The 13,401-nt window shown below is 67.9% G+C and carries 11 protein-coding genes; 4 read left to right on the top strand and 7 right to left on the bottom strand.

What is annotated here, in order from left to right; genetic code table 11:
- Positions 1 to 1,131 (bottom strand): efflux RND transporter periplasmic adaptor subunit, encoded by a 1,131-nt coding sequence (locus ACVOJ1_RS10110; protein WP_346480373.1) that lies wholly within the window; start codon positions 1,129 to 1,131, stop codon positions 1 to 3.
- A 114-nt stretch (positions 1,132 to 1,245) separates the two neighbouring features.
- Here ACVOJ1_RS10110 and ACVOJ1_RS10105 point away from each other — a divergent pair, with 114 nt between their 5' ends.
- From ACVOJ1_RS10105 to ACVOJ1_RS10095, 3 genes are all read left to right on the top strand, one after another.
- On the top strand, positions 1,246 to 1,923 hold the full coding sequence (locus tag ACVOJ1_RS10105; protein ID WP_065175109.1) for a TetR/AcrR family transcriptional regulator: 678 nt from the start codon (positions 1,246 to 1,248) through the stop codon (positions 1,921 to 1,923).
- 140 nt (positions 1,924 to 2,063) lie between these two features.
- Positions 2,064 to 2,711 (top strand): protein-L-isoaspartate O-methyltransferase family protein, encoded by a 648-nt coding sequence (locus ACVOJ1_RS10100; RefSeq protein WP_053520104.1) that lies wholly within the window; start codon positions 2,064 to 2,066, stop codon positions 2,709 to 2,711.
- Between the two features lie 16 nt (positions 2,712 to 2,727).
- Positions 2,728 to 4,086 (top strand): TolC family outer membrane protein, encoded by a 1,359-nt coding sequence (locus ACVOJ1_RS10095; protein ID WP_065175111.1) that lies wholly within the window; start codon positions 2,728 to 2,730, stop codon positions 4,084 to 4,086.
- A gap of 72 nt (positions 4,087 to 4,158) precedes the next feature.
- On the opposite strand, the gene ACVOJ1_RS10090 is transcribed toward ACVOJ1_RS10095, so the two are convergent.
- Complete coding sequence (locus ACVOJ1_RS10090) at positions 4,159 to 5,358, bottom strand: amino acid transporter (RefSeq protein WP_111186157.1); 1,200 nt, start codon at positions 5,356 to 5,358, stop codon at positions 4,159 to 4,161.
- A gap of 214 nt (positions 5,359 to 5,572) precedes the next feature.
- Positions 5,573 to 6,871 (bottom strand): lipid IV(A) 3-deoxy-D-manno-octulosonic acid transferase, encoded by a 1,299-nt coding sequence (waaA, locus tag ACVOJ1_RS10085; RefSeq protein ID WP_111186158.1) that lies wholly within the window; start codon positions 6,869 to 6,871, stop codon positions 5,573 to 5,575.
- A gap of 60 nt (positions 6,872 to 6,931) precedes the next feature.
- Here waaA and ACVOJ1_RS10080 point away from each other — a divergent pair, with 60 nt between their 5' ends.
- A complete protein-coding gene (locus ACVOJ1_RS10080; RefSeq protein ID WP_053517401.1) occupies positions 6,932 to 7,849 on the top strand; it encodes an LpxL/LpxP family Kdo(2)-lipid IV(A) lauroyl/palmitoleoyl acyltransferase in 918 nt (305 codons plus the stop codon).
- 27 nt (positions 7,850 to 7,876) lie between these two features.
- On the opposite strand, the gene ACVOJ1_RS10075 is transcribed toward ACVOJ1_RS10080, so the two are convergent.
- From ACVOJ1_RS10075 to ACVOJ1_RS10060, 4 genes are all read right to left on the bottom strand, one after another.
- Positions 7,877 to 9,220, bottom strand: a complete 1,344-nt coding sequence (locus tag ACVOJ1_RS10075; protein ID WP_111186159.1) for an O-antigen ligase family protein — start codon at positions 9,218 to 9,220, stop codon at positions 7,877 to 7,879.
- Positions 9,201 to 10,316, bottom strand: coding sequence for a glycosyltransferase (locus ACVOJ1_RS10070; RefSeq protein ID WP_065181722.1), 1,116 nt, complete (start codon positions 10,314 to 10,316; stop codon positions 9,201 to 9,203). The genes ACVOJ1_RS10075 and ACVOJ1_RS10070 overlap by 20 nt, the downstream gene beginning before the upstream one ends.
- A 13-nt stretch (positions 10,317 to 10,329) precedes the next feature.
- Positions 10,330 to 10,527: a zinc-finger domain-containing protein gene (locus ACVOJ1_RS10065; RefSeq protein WP_053517405.1), complete on the bottom strand. Its 198-nt coding sequence runs from the start codon at positions 10,525 to 10,527 to the stop codon at positions 10,330 to 10,332.
- Positions 10,528 to 10,647: 120 nt separating this feature from the next.
- A complete protein-coding gene (locus ACVOJ1_RS10060; protein WP_346480372.1) occupies positions 10,648 to 13,389 on the bottom strand; it encodes a TonB-dependent receptor plug domain-containing protein in 2,742 nt (913 codons plus the stop codon).
- Positions 13,390 to 13,401: the final 12 nt, after the last annotated feature.

The following is a 13,401-nucleotide window of genomic DNA, read 5'->3' as shown; positions in this document are numbered from 1 at the left end:
TTACTCCTTCGCCTTCGGTGCGGCAGCCGGCGCTGCGGGCTTCAGCACCGGGCGATTCTGCCGGTCCACCGCCACGACCTTCTGGCCGGATCGCAGCAGATGGCCGCCCGCAGCCACCACCCAGTCGTCGGCGTCCACGCCGGACAGCACCGGCACGGCGTCGATGCCATAGGCGCCCGTGCTGACGGTGACCGATTTCAACGTGCTGCTGGCCGGGTCCACCACCCACACACTGGTTGCGCCACCTGCACCGCGCTGGAGAGCGGCCATCGGCAGCTGCAGGGTGCCGTGGCGGCCGGCGCTGCTGAACACGCGCGCGCTCTGCCCCAGCTCGACATCGGCCAGTGCATCGGCGGGCAGGCTGACCCGGGTTGCGTAGGTCCGCGCCTGCGGATCGGCGGCGGCGGCGATCTCGCGGATCGTGCCGGGCAGGCGCTGCCCCGGGCGGTTCCACAACTCCACTTCCACCGGCTGGCCTACCGCGTAGTCGCGGATGGTGGCTTCCGGCAGGTCGATCAGCACTTCGCGGCCACCGTCTGCGGCCAGGTTGAAGATGGTCTGGCCCGCGGCCACCACCTGCCCGGCTTCCGCCTCACGGCTGGCGATCACACCATCGGCCGGCGCACGCAGCTGGGCGTAGCCGGCCTGGTTGCGCAGCACGTCCAGGTTGGCCCGGGCCGCGTTGGCCTGGCCCTGCGCGGCCTTGAACGCGGCAGACTGCTGATCCAGCTGCGAGCGGCTGACCAGCTGCTGGTCGGCCAGCACCTGGTAGCGCTTGAGATCGTCGCGGGCACGTACCAGATCGGCTTCGGCCGCAGCCAGCTGCGCCTGCGAGGCACGCGCCTGCAGGGCGAAGTCGGCGACATCCAGCTCGGCCAGCACGTCCCCCTTCTTCACCCGTTGGCCGGCGTCCACGTGGCGCTTGACCAGGTTGCCGCCGACGCGGAACGACAGCGGGCTCTCCTGGCGTGCCCGGACCGTACCGGGAAACGCCGCCGGCGCCTGCCCGACCTGCTCGCCGGGATGCACCACCAGCACCGGCACGGCCGCCGGTGGCGCCTGCTCCTGTCCCGAACAGGCTGCCAACGCAGCCACCCACACGATACCGCCCATCCAGCGCACGATCTTCATCGGTCAACGTCCTGACAACACTGAGTTCAGCAGGGGAGCCGCAACGTCCGGCCCAATTTAGTAAACTGGCCGGTATAGTATAAATATCGAACCGCTTGGTCTAGTATTACCGCAATGAGTTCTTCCACTTCCCGCAAGCCGTCGGCCAAGCCTGCTGCCAAGGCCGCCGGACCCGGGCGTCCCAAGGATCTTGGCAAGCGCGCGGCGATCCTCGAGGCGGCCAAGACCCTGTTCATCGAACAGGGCTATACCGGTGTGAGCATGGACAGCATCGCTGCCCAGGCGGGCGTGTCGAAGCTGACGGTGTACAGCCATTTCGGCGACAAGGAGACCCTGTTCTCCGAGGCCGTGCAGTCCAAATGCATCGAGATGCTGCCGGATGCGCTGTTCGTGGCCGACGCCGAAGGGCCACTGCGAGACCAGCTGATCGGGATCGGCCTGGCCTTCTTCAAGCTGATCACCTCCGACGCGGCGATCTCGATCCAACGGGTGATGATGGCCCCGGAGACCGACGAACGCCTGCGTGAGCTGTTCTGGCAGGCCGGGCCCGAGCGCACCTGCGAGGCGCTGGCCGACTTCCTGCGCTCGCGCAGCGAGCGGGGCGAGCTGCAGATTCCCGACCATCACCTGGCCGGGCAGCAGTTCCTGACCCTGGTCAAGGGTGAAGTGCACATGCATATGATGTGCGGCATGCCACTGTCATCGGTGGAGATCGATCCTGTCACCCACGTGGCGGCCAGCGTCGACTTCTTCCTGCGCGCCTATGCGCCCGGAGGAGCCGGAACCGGCTGAAACGGCAAAGCTGAACGAACCGGTGGTCGCGATGACTTCCGGCACTGCGACCCCGGCCCCCCGGCAGCGGATGCTCTGGGCGCGCCGCCGGCCTCCGGCACCGGTAAAATGGCCGGCCCACTGCGCTGGATTTGAACCTCATGACGATTGATTACGCCCACGCCCGCGAACTGATGGTGGAACAGCAGATCCGTCCCTGGGACGTGCTGGACATCAAGGTGCTCGACGTCCTGGCCCGCCTGCCGCGCGAGGCCTTTGTCGCCGACGCGCACCGGGCACTGGCCTACGCCGATGTTGAACTGCCGATCGGCAATGGCCAGAAGATGATGAAGCCCGTCATCGAGGGCCGTACCCTGCAGGCGCTGGACCTGCAACCGGGTGACGAAGTGCTGGAGATCGGCACGGGCAGCGGCTTCCTGGCCGCCTGCATCGGCGCGCTGGCGCGCGACGTGCTGAGCCTGGAGATCGACCCGGAACTGGCGACCGCCGCGCGCGCGCGGCTGGATGCCTCCGGCCTGGGTACCAACGTCCGGGTGGAAGTGGCTGACGCGCTGGCGTGGCAGACCGAACGTCGCTTTGACGTGATCTGTGTCACTGGTGCTGTCAACGTGGTGCCGTCACAGTTCGCCTCGTGGCTGCGTCCGGGTGGTCGCCTGTTCGTGATCCAGGGCCGTTCGCCGGCGATGGAAGCGCTTCTGATCAAGGCCGATGGCAGCACCGAATCCCTGTTCGAGACCGATATCGATTACCTGCGCGGTGCCGCCCCGGCACCCCAGTTCCACCTCTGAGTCCAAGGAAGCCGCAATGATCCGCCGATCCCTCGCTGTTGCGCTGGCCACTGCCCTGCTGCCGTTGTCTGCCCATGCCGCTGACCTGTTGCAGGTCTACGAGATGGCGCGCAACGGCGATCCGCAGCTGTCGGCCGCCGAATCCACCCGGCTGTACGACAAGGAAGGCGCCGTGCAGGCGCGCGCTGCCCTGCTTCCGCAGATCAACGGCCAGGCCACGCTGAACCGCACACGCAGCGAAGCCAACGCCGATGCCAATACCGGCACGGTCAGCAGCAAGCGCCGCAACTACACGATCGACGGTTCGCAGACCCTGTTCAACTGGACGCAGATCAACAACCTGCGCTCGCAGCGCGAACTGAGCAAGGCGGCTGACTTCACCCTGGATTCGGCCAACGACAGCCTGATCGTCCGCACCTCGGCGGCCTACTTCAACGTGCTGGTGGCGATCGAATCGCTGAATGCCGCACAGACCAACGAAGCGGCCGCGAAGAAGCAGTTCGACTTCGCCGACAAGCGCCTGGAAGTGGGCCTGGCGCCGATCACCGACGTGCACGAAGCGCGCGCGCAGTATGACCAGGCGCGCGCCAACACCATCGTCGCGCAGAACACCCTGGCCGATAACTACCAGGCGCTGACCGAACTTACCGGCCAGCCGGTGCTGAACCTCAAGGGGCTGCCGGCCGACTTCCGTCCCGAAGTGCCGGCCAACCGCGGCAACATCGATGAACTGGTGCAGCAGGCGACCAGCCAGAACCCGTCGCTGAAGGCGCAGGAGCTGAAGGTCAGCGCGGCCGAGGCCGGCGTGCAGGCCGCCCGTGGCGCCCACTACCCGACGCTGTCGCTGGGCGGCAGTTGGGGCAAGACCGCGACCTGGGGCGACAGCACCGGTTCGGGTTCGCTGTCCCCGGATGCGCGCACCAACAGCATCGGCCTGACCCTCAGCGTGCCCATCTTCGCCGGCGGCGCCACCCAGTCCGGCGTGCGCCAGGCGCTGGCCCAGCGTGACATCGCCCAGGATGGCTACGAGCAGCAGAAGCGCGCGCTGGATCGCAACACCCGCAATGCCTACCAGACCCTGGTGCAGGGCATCAGCGAGGTGGAAGCGCGCCGCCTGGCCGTCGTCTCGGCACAGAGCGCGTACGACGCCTCGCAGGTCGGCCTGGAAGTGGGTACCCGTACGGTGCTGGACGTGATCCAGAACCAGCGCATCCTGTTCTCGGCACAGCTGGACTATGCGCAGGCCCGCTACACCTTCCTGCAGAACCGCCTGCTGCTGAGCCAGTCGCTGGGCGCGCTGGACGTGGCCGAACTGCAGGACATCAATCGCCTGCTGACCCAGGACGCGGGCAACCCCGCCACGACCACGCAGTAAGTCGTCGTCGCCTGTGTTGACGGAAAGCCACCCGACCGGGTGGCTTTTCTGTTTGTGCAGCCGCGATGGGATCTAGCGCAGGAGCGGCAGCAGGCACAACGCCGCTGCCACCATGCCCAGCACGGCGTCGGCAGGCGAGCGCGTCACCTCGCTGCGCCGCTGGAGTCCCCCCAGGCACAACGCGGCCACCACCAGCAGTGCCACCGGCCCCGGCATCGTCGGCAAGACGCCGGCCGGCAGCCACAGCGCCAGCAGGGTCGCCAACAGGATGATCGCCACGGTCGCCACGCACGCCGCCGGTGGGTCGCCCTCGTTTCCAAGCGGCCACAGCGGCAGCGCCAGCCGTGCCGCCAGCATCAGCAGCACCAGCTGCAGCGCCGCCAACCCTGCATACCCTGCCAGCGGCAGCCACGGCAACATCCAGGACAATTGGGGATGGCTTCGCAGCGCGACCGTCAAGGGCCGGCTGCTGGCCAGCGCTGGATAGTCGACCAGGCCCGCCTGCAGTGCGGCCAGTGCGATCAGCATCAGCGTCGCCGCGACGAGCACCATGAGCATCGTCAGTGGGCGTCGCGCCAGCCCGCCAACAGGCAACCCGGGAACGCCCAGTGCCAGGCCGGCGCTGGCAAAGATGCCCAGCAGCGGCACAGCCGCGGCGAGCACACCTCCCAGGCCGAAGCGATACGGTGCAGTGGCGGGGGGAACCCATGGGATCCAGTGCGCGTAGTGCACATACCGGGCCGCCAGCGCCAGCAGCAGCACGCCGATGCCGATCTTCACGGTCAACAGCGCGCACACCAGCAGCACGGTGCGCGACGGTCGCATCAGCGCGGCGGCTCCCAACAGCAGCAGGCCTGCAGCGGCCGTCACCTGCACCGGCAGCGTACCGGCGCTGGATGCGCTCGCCGCCGCCAGTGCCGCATGCAGATGGCCAGCCCCGGACTGCGCCGCACCCGCCAGCGTCGCCGTGCACTCCAGCAACAACGCCAGGCACAGCACGCGGGCAATCCACCGCCCCCAGCCGGCCACCAGCAGGCCATGCAGGCCATCCAGGCCATCGGCCATATCCGCCTGCGTCACCACCCTGTACAGGCGTGCCAGCACCAGCGCCGCACCGAGGGCTGCGAGCAGCAGACTGAGAACGACGGCCGGCCCCGCCTGCGCCGCCGTGTACTGACCGACCCGTGCGATGACACTGCCACCGAGCAGCAACGTCATCAGGATCACGCCCAGATGATCCATTCCAAGCCGATGGCCATCGCTGCCGCTCATCTCAAGCTCCCTTGATGCCGTCCAAGCACGGTCGACATCAGGCTGGCAGCCTGTGTTGGCAATCGATAGTCAATTTGCATCTGCATGCCGCGAGGTGTGATCCGAGGCACGTTGCGGCGTCGGCAATCGGTCCTGCGACGACAGAACGATGGCCGTCAAGCAGGCTTAATCCAGTTGATCGCGACAGTACGGCGGCAAGCGCGCCGCGTGCGGCTCAGCCGCGGGGCGGTGGCAGGTGCGGGGCCACCAGCGCCAGCGTCCGCTGCAGCGCGCCGCGCCCATTGCTGACCAGCGTGCATCCAGCGTGCGCCATGTCCTCGCGGGCCTGCGGATCCTCCAGCAGGTGCTGCAGCAGACCGCCGACCGCCTGCACGTCTTCGCCGATCAACAGCGCACCGGCCTCGCGCATGCGCCGCGAGATCTCCGAGAAATTGTGCAGGTGCGGACCGGTCACCGCGGCAGTGCCCATCGCCGCCGGCTCCAGCAGGTTGTGGCCACCGATCGGCTGCAGGCTGCCGCCGACGAAGGCGACCTGCGCACAGCCATAGAACGGCATCAGTTCACCGAGGGTGTCGATGATGAAGGCGTCGGTATCGGCGGACGGCCACTGCTGCGCACGGCGGGTCGCCACGTTCCAGCCCTGCTCGCGCGCCAGCGCCTCCACCTTCGGGAAGCGCTCGGGATGCCGGGGTGCCCACAGCAGCAGCAGGTCCGGATGGTGCTGGCGCAGGCGCCGGTGCAGTTCGATCACCGCCTGCTCTTCGCCATCATGGGTACTGGCCGCGATCCAGACCGGTCGCGTGTCCGGCACCCGTGCGTGGAACTGTTCGATGAAGGCCTGCACGTCCGGCGTGGCGATGTCGAATTTGAGGTTGCCCAGTGCCTGCACCTGGTCAGGCGCCGCCCCCAGCTGCACGAAGCGCTCTGCGTCGTCCTGCGACTGGGCTGCCACGCACGTCACCGTGCGCAGCGCGCGGCGGATCAGCGCGGCCAGCAGCCGGTAGCCACGCAGCGAACGGGCCGACAGGCGGGCATTGAGGATGTAGACCGGAATGTCGCGGTCACGGCAGCCGAACAGCATGTTCGGCCACAGCTCGGTTTCCAGGATCAGCGCCAGGCTGGGCTGGAAGTGGCCGAGGAAACGGTTGACGCTGCCGGGCACGTCATACGGCAGGTAGACGTGGTCCAGCGCATCGCCCCACAGCGCGCGCACGCGCTCGGAGCCGGTGGGGGTGATGGTGGTGATGACCCAGCGGATATCCGGGCGCTGCTGGCGCAGGGCGTTGACCAGCGGCGCGGCGGCGTTGACCTCGCCCACCGAGACCGCATGCAGCCAGACCCGTGGCTGGCCGCTGGGCTGGGGATAGGAGGCGTAGCGCTCGTCCCAGCGGCGGAAATACTCACGGACCCGGAAGCCGCGCCAGACCAGGTGGTACACGGTGATCGGCAGCAGGATGTAGAGCACGACCGAATACAGGCCGCGCAGGATCCATTCGACAGGGTCTTTGCGCATGCGGCAAGGATACGGGACACCCCCGGGAAAGACACGCAGCCGGATTGCTAGAATGGCGCCATGTCCGATGCCTCCACTGCCGTCCGCCCGTCACTGCGCGATCCCCGCAACTGGCCGATGTTCGCCGCCATGTACGGCGCTTTCGCCATCGCCCGCCTGCCGTGGATGCTGCAGCGCGCCCTCGGTCGCGGGGTGGGGTCGATCGCCTGGCGCCTGGCCGGCAGCCGTCGCCGTGCAGCCGAGGTCAATCTCGCACTGTGTTTCCCGGAAAAGGACGATGCCTGGCGCAAGCGGTTGGTTCGCGACAGCTTCGATGCCCTGGGCGTGGGCGTGTTCGAATGCATCCGTGCCTGGTGGGGCAGCATCGACAGCATCCGCCCGCAGGTGCAGATCGAAGGGCTGGAGCACCTGCGGCAGATGCAGGCCGAGGGTCGCGGCGTGCTGCTGGTGTCCGGGCACTTCATGACCCTGGAGATGTGCGGCCGCCTGCTGTGCGACTACGTCGACCTGTCCGGCATGTACCGCAAACACAAGAATCCGGTGTACGAGTGGGCGGTGAAGTTCGGCCGCCTGCGCTATGCCAAGGCGATGTTCGCCAACGAGGACATCCGCGCCACCGTGCGCCACCTGAAGAAGGGCGGCTTCCTCTGGTATGCCCCCGACCAGGACATGCGTGGCAAGGACACCGTGTTCGTTCCGTTCTTCGGCCACACCGCCGCCACCATCACCGCCACCCACCAGCTGGCGCGGATGACCGGTTGCGCGGTCATTCCGTACTTCCACCGCCGCGAAGGCGGGAAGTACTTCCTGAAGATCGGCGCGCCGCTGGAGAACTTCCCGAGCGAGGATGTGGAAGCCGATACCGCGCGCGTCAACCAGGCGATCGAAGAGATGGTGCGCGAAGCCCCTGACCAGTACCTGTGGATCCATCGCCGCTTCAAGCGCCAGCCCGGCGGGCGCAGCGACTTCTACAAATAGATCCAGGCACGCCTGGATCCGCCCGGATCACCTGCCCGTTTCCATCGCGCGTGGTGAGTCATCCGCGTCATGCGCCAGCAGGCTGCCGGCGAACAGCGCCGCCAGCAGCACGGTCAGCCCACCCCAGAACGCAGAGTAGAACGCCAGGTGGGTGTTGAGCGGGAACACGGTGACCGCCAGCGCCAGCATCGCCGGCCGCGCCCGCTCGCGGGCCGCGGTCGGTGCGAAGCGCCACGCCCGCCAGGCCTGTGCCACGGCGGCCAGCCACAACAGCAGGCCCAGCACGCCGGTCTCGGCCAGGATCTCCAGCACGATCTGGTGCGCGTGCAGGGCCGGTTCCGCGCCCCACACCGCGGTTCCCTCCCCTGCGACGCAGGCGGGATACGCATCGCGGAAGCCACGCGCGCCGACACCGTTGATCGGATGTGCTTCGATCATGCAGGCCGCTGCGCTCCAGATCCGCGCACGCCCGGACAACGCCTGGTCGACGCCCGTCTCGTCCCCCTCCCAGGCCATCGTCGTGCGCAGCACGCGCTCGCGCAGCTGCGGCACGCTGGCAACCAGGACCCCGGCCCCCAGGACCCCGACCATCGCCAACAGCGCCAGCCGCTTCCAGCCGAACTGGCGCACGCCGCTGTAGGCCAGCACGAGCGCGAAGGTGATCCACGAGGCGCGTGAGCCGGCCAGCAGCAACACACTGCCGAGGGCCGCAGCGGCCAGCAGCCAGCCGCCAGCACCGAAGCGGCGCGCCAGCGGCAGCAGCAGGAACGGCGACAGGCTGGCCAGCACCTGGCCGAATTTCAGGTTGCACGGGCCCAGTACGCCACTGAGCCGGTCGGCCAACGCCGCTTCATCGGCCGGGCACAGCGCACGCCCGCTGATTGCCAGTTTGAGCTGCTCCAGCGACCAGAACCATGGGCTGGTGCCGGCCACCGCCTGCACCAGCGCATCCAGCGTCCAGGCGCCGGTGATCACCGCCAGTCCACCCAGGGTGAGTCTGCGCCGCTCCGGCGTGGCCACTGCGATCGCTACCAGCCACATGAAGGGCAGGTAGCGCAGGCCTGCTGCTGCCTTGGTCCACGAGGCCGACGGGTCGATCGCATCGAATGCGGAAAATGCCTGCGGCAACCAGTAGCCGAGGAACAGGATCGAGGTCAGCGCCCAGGCCGCCGGGCTCAGCAGATGCGGCCGGCGCTGCAGGCGGCGGATGACCATGCGCACTGCGGCATAGATTGCACCCAGGCCCAGGACGGTCTCGGCGATGCCTGGCAGCGGCCACAACGCCACGTAGGCAAGCACCCACCAGGGCGCCCAGCGCCCGGCGCGTTCATCGCGCAGGACGGCTGCGGTGTCAGCCTGCGAGGTCGGCATAGAGACGGAGGGTATCGCGCTGCATGGCCTGCAGGGTAAACGGGATACGGCCCGGCAACGATGGCGGCTGCGCCAGAAGGGCCAGCGCACGTTCACCCAGTGCCTGCGCATCTCCCAGCGGTACCGCACCGGTGGGCTGGAGCTGCTGCAGCAGTTCGCCCACCCCACCGTGGTTCCAGCCGAGCACCGGTCGGCCCACCGACAGTGCTTCCACCACGGTACGGCCGAAGGCTTCGGGCTTGTCGGACAGCTGCAGCACCAGATCGCTGGCGGCATAGGCCTGGGCAATGCGGGCGGTCGGCGTGCTGATGTGGACCGCGTCTGCGATGCCGAGCGTGGCGGCCTGGCGGCGCAGGTCGGCCACATAGGCTTCGCGCCCCGGCTCGTCGGTGCCCAGCATCCACAGCTGCGCCGGCACGCCGGCAGCGCGGACGTCGGCCAGCAGCTGCAGCGCGTGCGCGTGCCCCTTCAGGCGCGTGCCACGGCCCGGCAGCAGCAGCAGCGGCCCGTCCACCCCGGCCAGCCACGGGTAGTCCGCCACCAGCGACAGGCGCGGCCGGCGATCACCGCGCGCCACCCGCGGGAACTGACTGACATCGACACCACGCGGGATCACCCGCAGGTGGTCCTCCGGCACGGTCGGATAGTGGCGCTGCACGTATTCGCGCACGCTGTTGGAGACACAGATCACCCGCTCGCCGCTGGTCATCACCGCGCTGTAGCGGCTGGGCGAGTTCAGCCCGTGCACGGTGGTTACCCAGTGCGGCCGCTGCGCCTGCGGCATCGCCCGGATCGCATACAGCCCCAGCCACGCGGGCAGGCGCGAGCGGGCGTGCACGATATCGGCGCCGACCTCGGCGAACAGGCGACGCAGGGTCGGCAGATGACGCAGGGTCAGCAGCGACTTGCGGCCGATATCGAGGGTGAGATGCTCGGCACCGCTGGCCAGCAGCGGTTCAACGAGGCGGCCACCGGCAGACACCACCAGCGCGCGATGGCCGGCTGCCACCAGTGCCGACGCGATTTCCAGGGTCGAGCGCTCGACGCCGCCGGAGTGCAGCGCCGGCAGCAACTGCACCACGGTCAGTCGACGCATCGGTGAAGGCCGTTCAGTCAGCCAGTACGAACACGGAACCGCAGTACGGGCACTGCGCTTCACCGTTGGGTTCGTCTTCGATCGCCAGGTAGACCCGCGGATGCGAGTTCCACAGCGCCATCTCCGGGGTCGGGCAGCTCAGCGGCAGGTCGCTGCGGTGCACGGTGTAGCGCTTCTCGGCGTTGGCGGGCGCGGTGGCGGTATGGCTCATGGCGGATGTCGATGAACGGATTGCGAGGCCTGCGATTCTAGCACCTGGGGCGGCGACCCGGCCGCCCCTGTCCTTTCCTGGCCCCCGCCCCCTGACAGCCGGGACCTGCCAGCGCCCGGCCTACTGGAAGTCCAGCGACAGCTCCAGGAAGGCCGAGCGGCCATAGGCGTTGTAGATGCCCTGATCGTAGTACGGCCAGTTGCCGTTGCTGCGGTCGATCGGCGGCATCTCGTCGGTCAGGTTGTTGACCGTCAGCAGCAGGCTGGCCAGGTCATTGATGCGGTAGCCGACCGTGGCGTTCCAGGTGGTCCACGGGCCGATGTTGCGCTGCTCGCCACGGCTGTCCCAGGTGGGCGCGTTGCGCACGCCGAACGCACTGGCGCTGAACGGCCCGCGCTTCCAGTTCACGCCCAGCGTGGCCCGGTAGTGCAGTTCATTGGAATTGCCGCAGCACAACTGGTCGTAGACCGGATCGCCTTCCTTGTCCTGGGTGGTGTGCTTGAGCGGGCGGTAGTAGCCCGCGTTGACCGTGAAATCTCCCACCGAGGAGGTACCCCAGCGATAGTCCAGCGCTGCCTGCACACCGGTCTGGCGTTGGCTGGCGATGTTGATCGGGTAGGAGAACACCTTGTCCACACCGTTGGGGTTGAGCGGATCGGTAGCCGGCTTGCGCTGCACCTGGCCCAGGACCTGCTGGCAGGTGGGCGAGGTGATGTCGAAGCGGGTCTGCCCGTTCTCCGATACGCCCAGCCGGCAGTTGGCCTCGGTGTCGAGGATGCTGTCGGTACCGAGGATGCGCACTTCGTTCTCGATCACCACCGAGTTGTAGTCCACCGACAACGTCAGCGCGTTGTCCAGTGTCGACCACACCGCACCATAGGTGAACGTGCGTGCAGTGATGTCCTTCAGATCGCGGTTGCCGGTACTGGAAGACAGCACCGCCAACCCGGACTGCTCGCAGTCATCGAAGTTGTCGGAGGTGTAACCGGCCTGCCGGCACTGGTAGAGGTCGGTGTTGGTGGTATAGCCGCTGCTCTCGCGGGAAAACAGGTAGAACATGTCCGGCGAACGGAACGCAGTGGCGTAGCTGCCACGCAGCAGCAGCGATTCGATCGGCCGGTACTCCAGGCCAAGCTTCCAGGTCGCCTTGCCGTTGCCGCCACCGCCCTGCAGGGCGTACTTGTCGTAGCGGCCGGACAGGTTGGCGCTGAAGGTATCGATGATCGGCACCTGCAGTTCCGCACCCAGCGCGTACAGATCCCGCTGGCCCTGCGCCGAGGTGCCGGCGGTCTGCCCGCGGAACAGCACACCGGCATCGGGATCGGCCGACTGGTTGAAGAATTTCTCGCGCTGGCCCTGGGCGATCAGCGCGAAACCGACGTCGCCGGCCGGCAGGGCAAACAGCGAACGATGGGTCAGCAGTGCCGTCACTGCTGTGCGCGACGCGCTGGATGCAGCACGGTTGAGGCCGCTGAAGCTGTCGTACTGGTCGCGGGTGATCGGCTGGTACAGGCGCGACAGGTCCGGGGCGTAGACCTCGTAGCCATCCTGCATGCCCAGCATCGGCCCCAGGTAGTAATCGTCCACGCCGTTCCGGGCGAGGAAGTCGGTGGATTTGCGGGTGACATCGGTGCTGGAACGGTTGACGTAGACGTCGTAGTCGAAGCTGCCCAGCACGCCACGCACGCCGGCGGTGACGTTCAGCGATCGCGTGTAGACGCGCTGGTCCTTGGCATCCAGGCCGACTTCCTCGGGCGCGTAGATGCGCTGCCACTGCTCGTACTGGCCACTGGTGCGGTTGTAGAAGGTCTTGTTCCAGAACGGGCTGCCACCGCTGTAGGTCGGCCGGCTGAAGCCGAACAGGATGTCCGAGTACAACTCGGTATCCGGGCTGAGGTGATAGCGCAGGAAGGTGGTCGCGTTGACGTCCTGGCTGGCGTTGTACAGCGACGCGGTGCCGACGTTGTCGGGGGTGCCGCAGTAGTAGCCACCGCCGGAAATGTCGCGGTGCGCGTACACGGTGCTGCCACCGAACAGATTCGACAGCGGCGCGCAGGTGGCCGCGCCCGGGTCGATGTAGGCGTTGGGCCCCTGGCGCATGCGCAGGAAGCTGCGCGATGGATCCTGCGGCCCGGTCGGGTTGTCGTTGACGCTGTCGATGCGGCTGCGGTCGAAGGCGTAGATCGCCTTCTGGTTGATGTATTCCAGCCCGTAGCTGATATCGAGGTTGCCGAAGGTCTGCCCACTGCTGGCGCTGAAGCGCTGGCTGGAACCGCCGCCCTGGCTGTAACCACCGACGCGGTAGCGCAGATGGGTGCCTTCCACGCGGTCTTTCAGCACGATGTTGACTACGCCGGCCACGGCCGAGGAGCCATACACCGAGGACTGGCCACCGGTGAGCACATCGATGCGTTCGACCATGCCCAGCGGGATGTTGGCAATGTCGGCGATGCTGGTGTTGCCGTTGTAGGCCAGCGGATAGCTGTTGATCGGCCGCCCGTTGATGAGGGTAAGGGTGTAGCTGGGGTCCAGACCGAACAGGCTGATGGTCTTGGCGCCCGGAGTGTAGAAGCCGGTTCCCTGGGAATCCTGCACCGACCCATTGGAGACCGGCAGCGAGCGCAGCGCATCGAACACCGTGGTGAAACCCTGCGCCTGGATCTGCTCGGCGGTGATGGTCGTCACCGGTGAGGGGCCCTCCACCTGCGCGCGCGGAATGAGCGACCCGGTCACCGTGACCGCATCCAGGTCGCGCGTACGCGGCGGATCGGCGCCCTCCCCTGCGTTGGAGGACTGGGCCTGCACGGCCAGCGGCGACAGCAGCAGCGAAGACATCAACAACGACAGCAACCTCGGTTTCATCAAGCGCTCTCC

The organism is Stenotrophomonas sp. STEN225, from assembly GCF_056756445.1.
This window is presented reverse-complemented; position numbering and strand designations above follow the sequence as displayed.

What these genes read in the sequence shown, in the direction of transcription:
- ACVOJ1_RS10070 (WP_065181722.1), bottom strand. Translation starts at nt 10,316, where the DNA reads ATGCGTCGACTGACCGTGGTGCAGTTGCTGCCGGCGCTGCACTCCGGC.
- ACVOJ1_RS10080 (WP_053517401.1), top strand. Translation starts at nt 6,932, where the DNA reads ATGTCCGATGCCTCCACTGCCGTCCGCCCGTCACTGCGCGATCCCCGC.
- ACVOJ1_RS10060 (WP_346480372.1), bottom strand. Translation starts at nt 13,389, where the DNA reads ATGAAACCGAGGTTGCTGTCGTTGTTGATGTCTTCGCTGCTGCTGTCG.
- ACVOJ1_RS10075 (WP_111186159.1), bottom strand. Translation starts at nt 9,220, where the DNA reads ATGCCGACCTCGCAGGCTGACACCGCAGCCGTCCTGCGCGATGAACGC.
- ACVOJ1_RS10105 (WP_065175109.1), top strand. Translation starts at nt 1,246, where the DNA reads ATGAGTTCTTCCACTTCCCGCAAGCCGTCGGCCAAGCCTGCTGCCAAG.
- ACVOJ1_RS10095 (WP_065175111.1), top strand. Translation starts at nt 2,728, where the DNA reads ATGATCCGCCGATCCCTCGCTGTTGCGCTGGCCACTGCCCTGCTGCCG.
- ACVOJ1_RS10065 (WP_053517405.1), bottom strand. Translation starts at nt 10,527, where the DNA reads ATGAGCCATACCGCCACCGCGCCCGCCAACGCCGAGAAGCGCTACACC.
- ACVOJ1_RS10090 (WP_111186157.1), bottom strand. Translation starts at nt 5,358, where the DNA reads ATGAGCGGCAGCGATGGCCATCGGCTTGGAATGGATCATCTGGGCGTG.
- ACVOJ1_RS10100 (WP_053520104.1), top strand. Translation starts at nt 2,064, where the DNA reads ATGACGATTGATTACGCCCACGCCCGCGAACTGATGGTGGAACAGCAG.
- waaA (WP_111186158.1), bottom strand. Translation starts at nt 6,871, where the DNA reads ATGCGCAAAGACCCTGTCGAATGGATCCTGCGCGGCCTGTATTCGGTC.
- ACVOJ1_RS10110 (WP_346480373.1), bottom strand. Translation starts at nt 1,131, where the DNA reads ATGAAGATCGTGCGCTGGATGGGCGGTATCGTGTGGGTGGCTGCGTTG.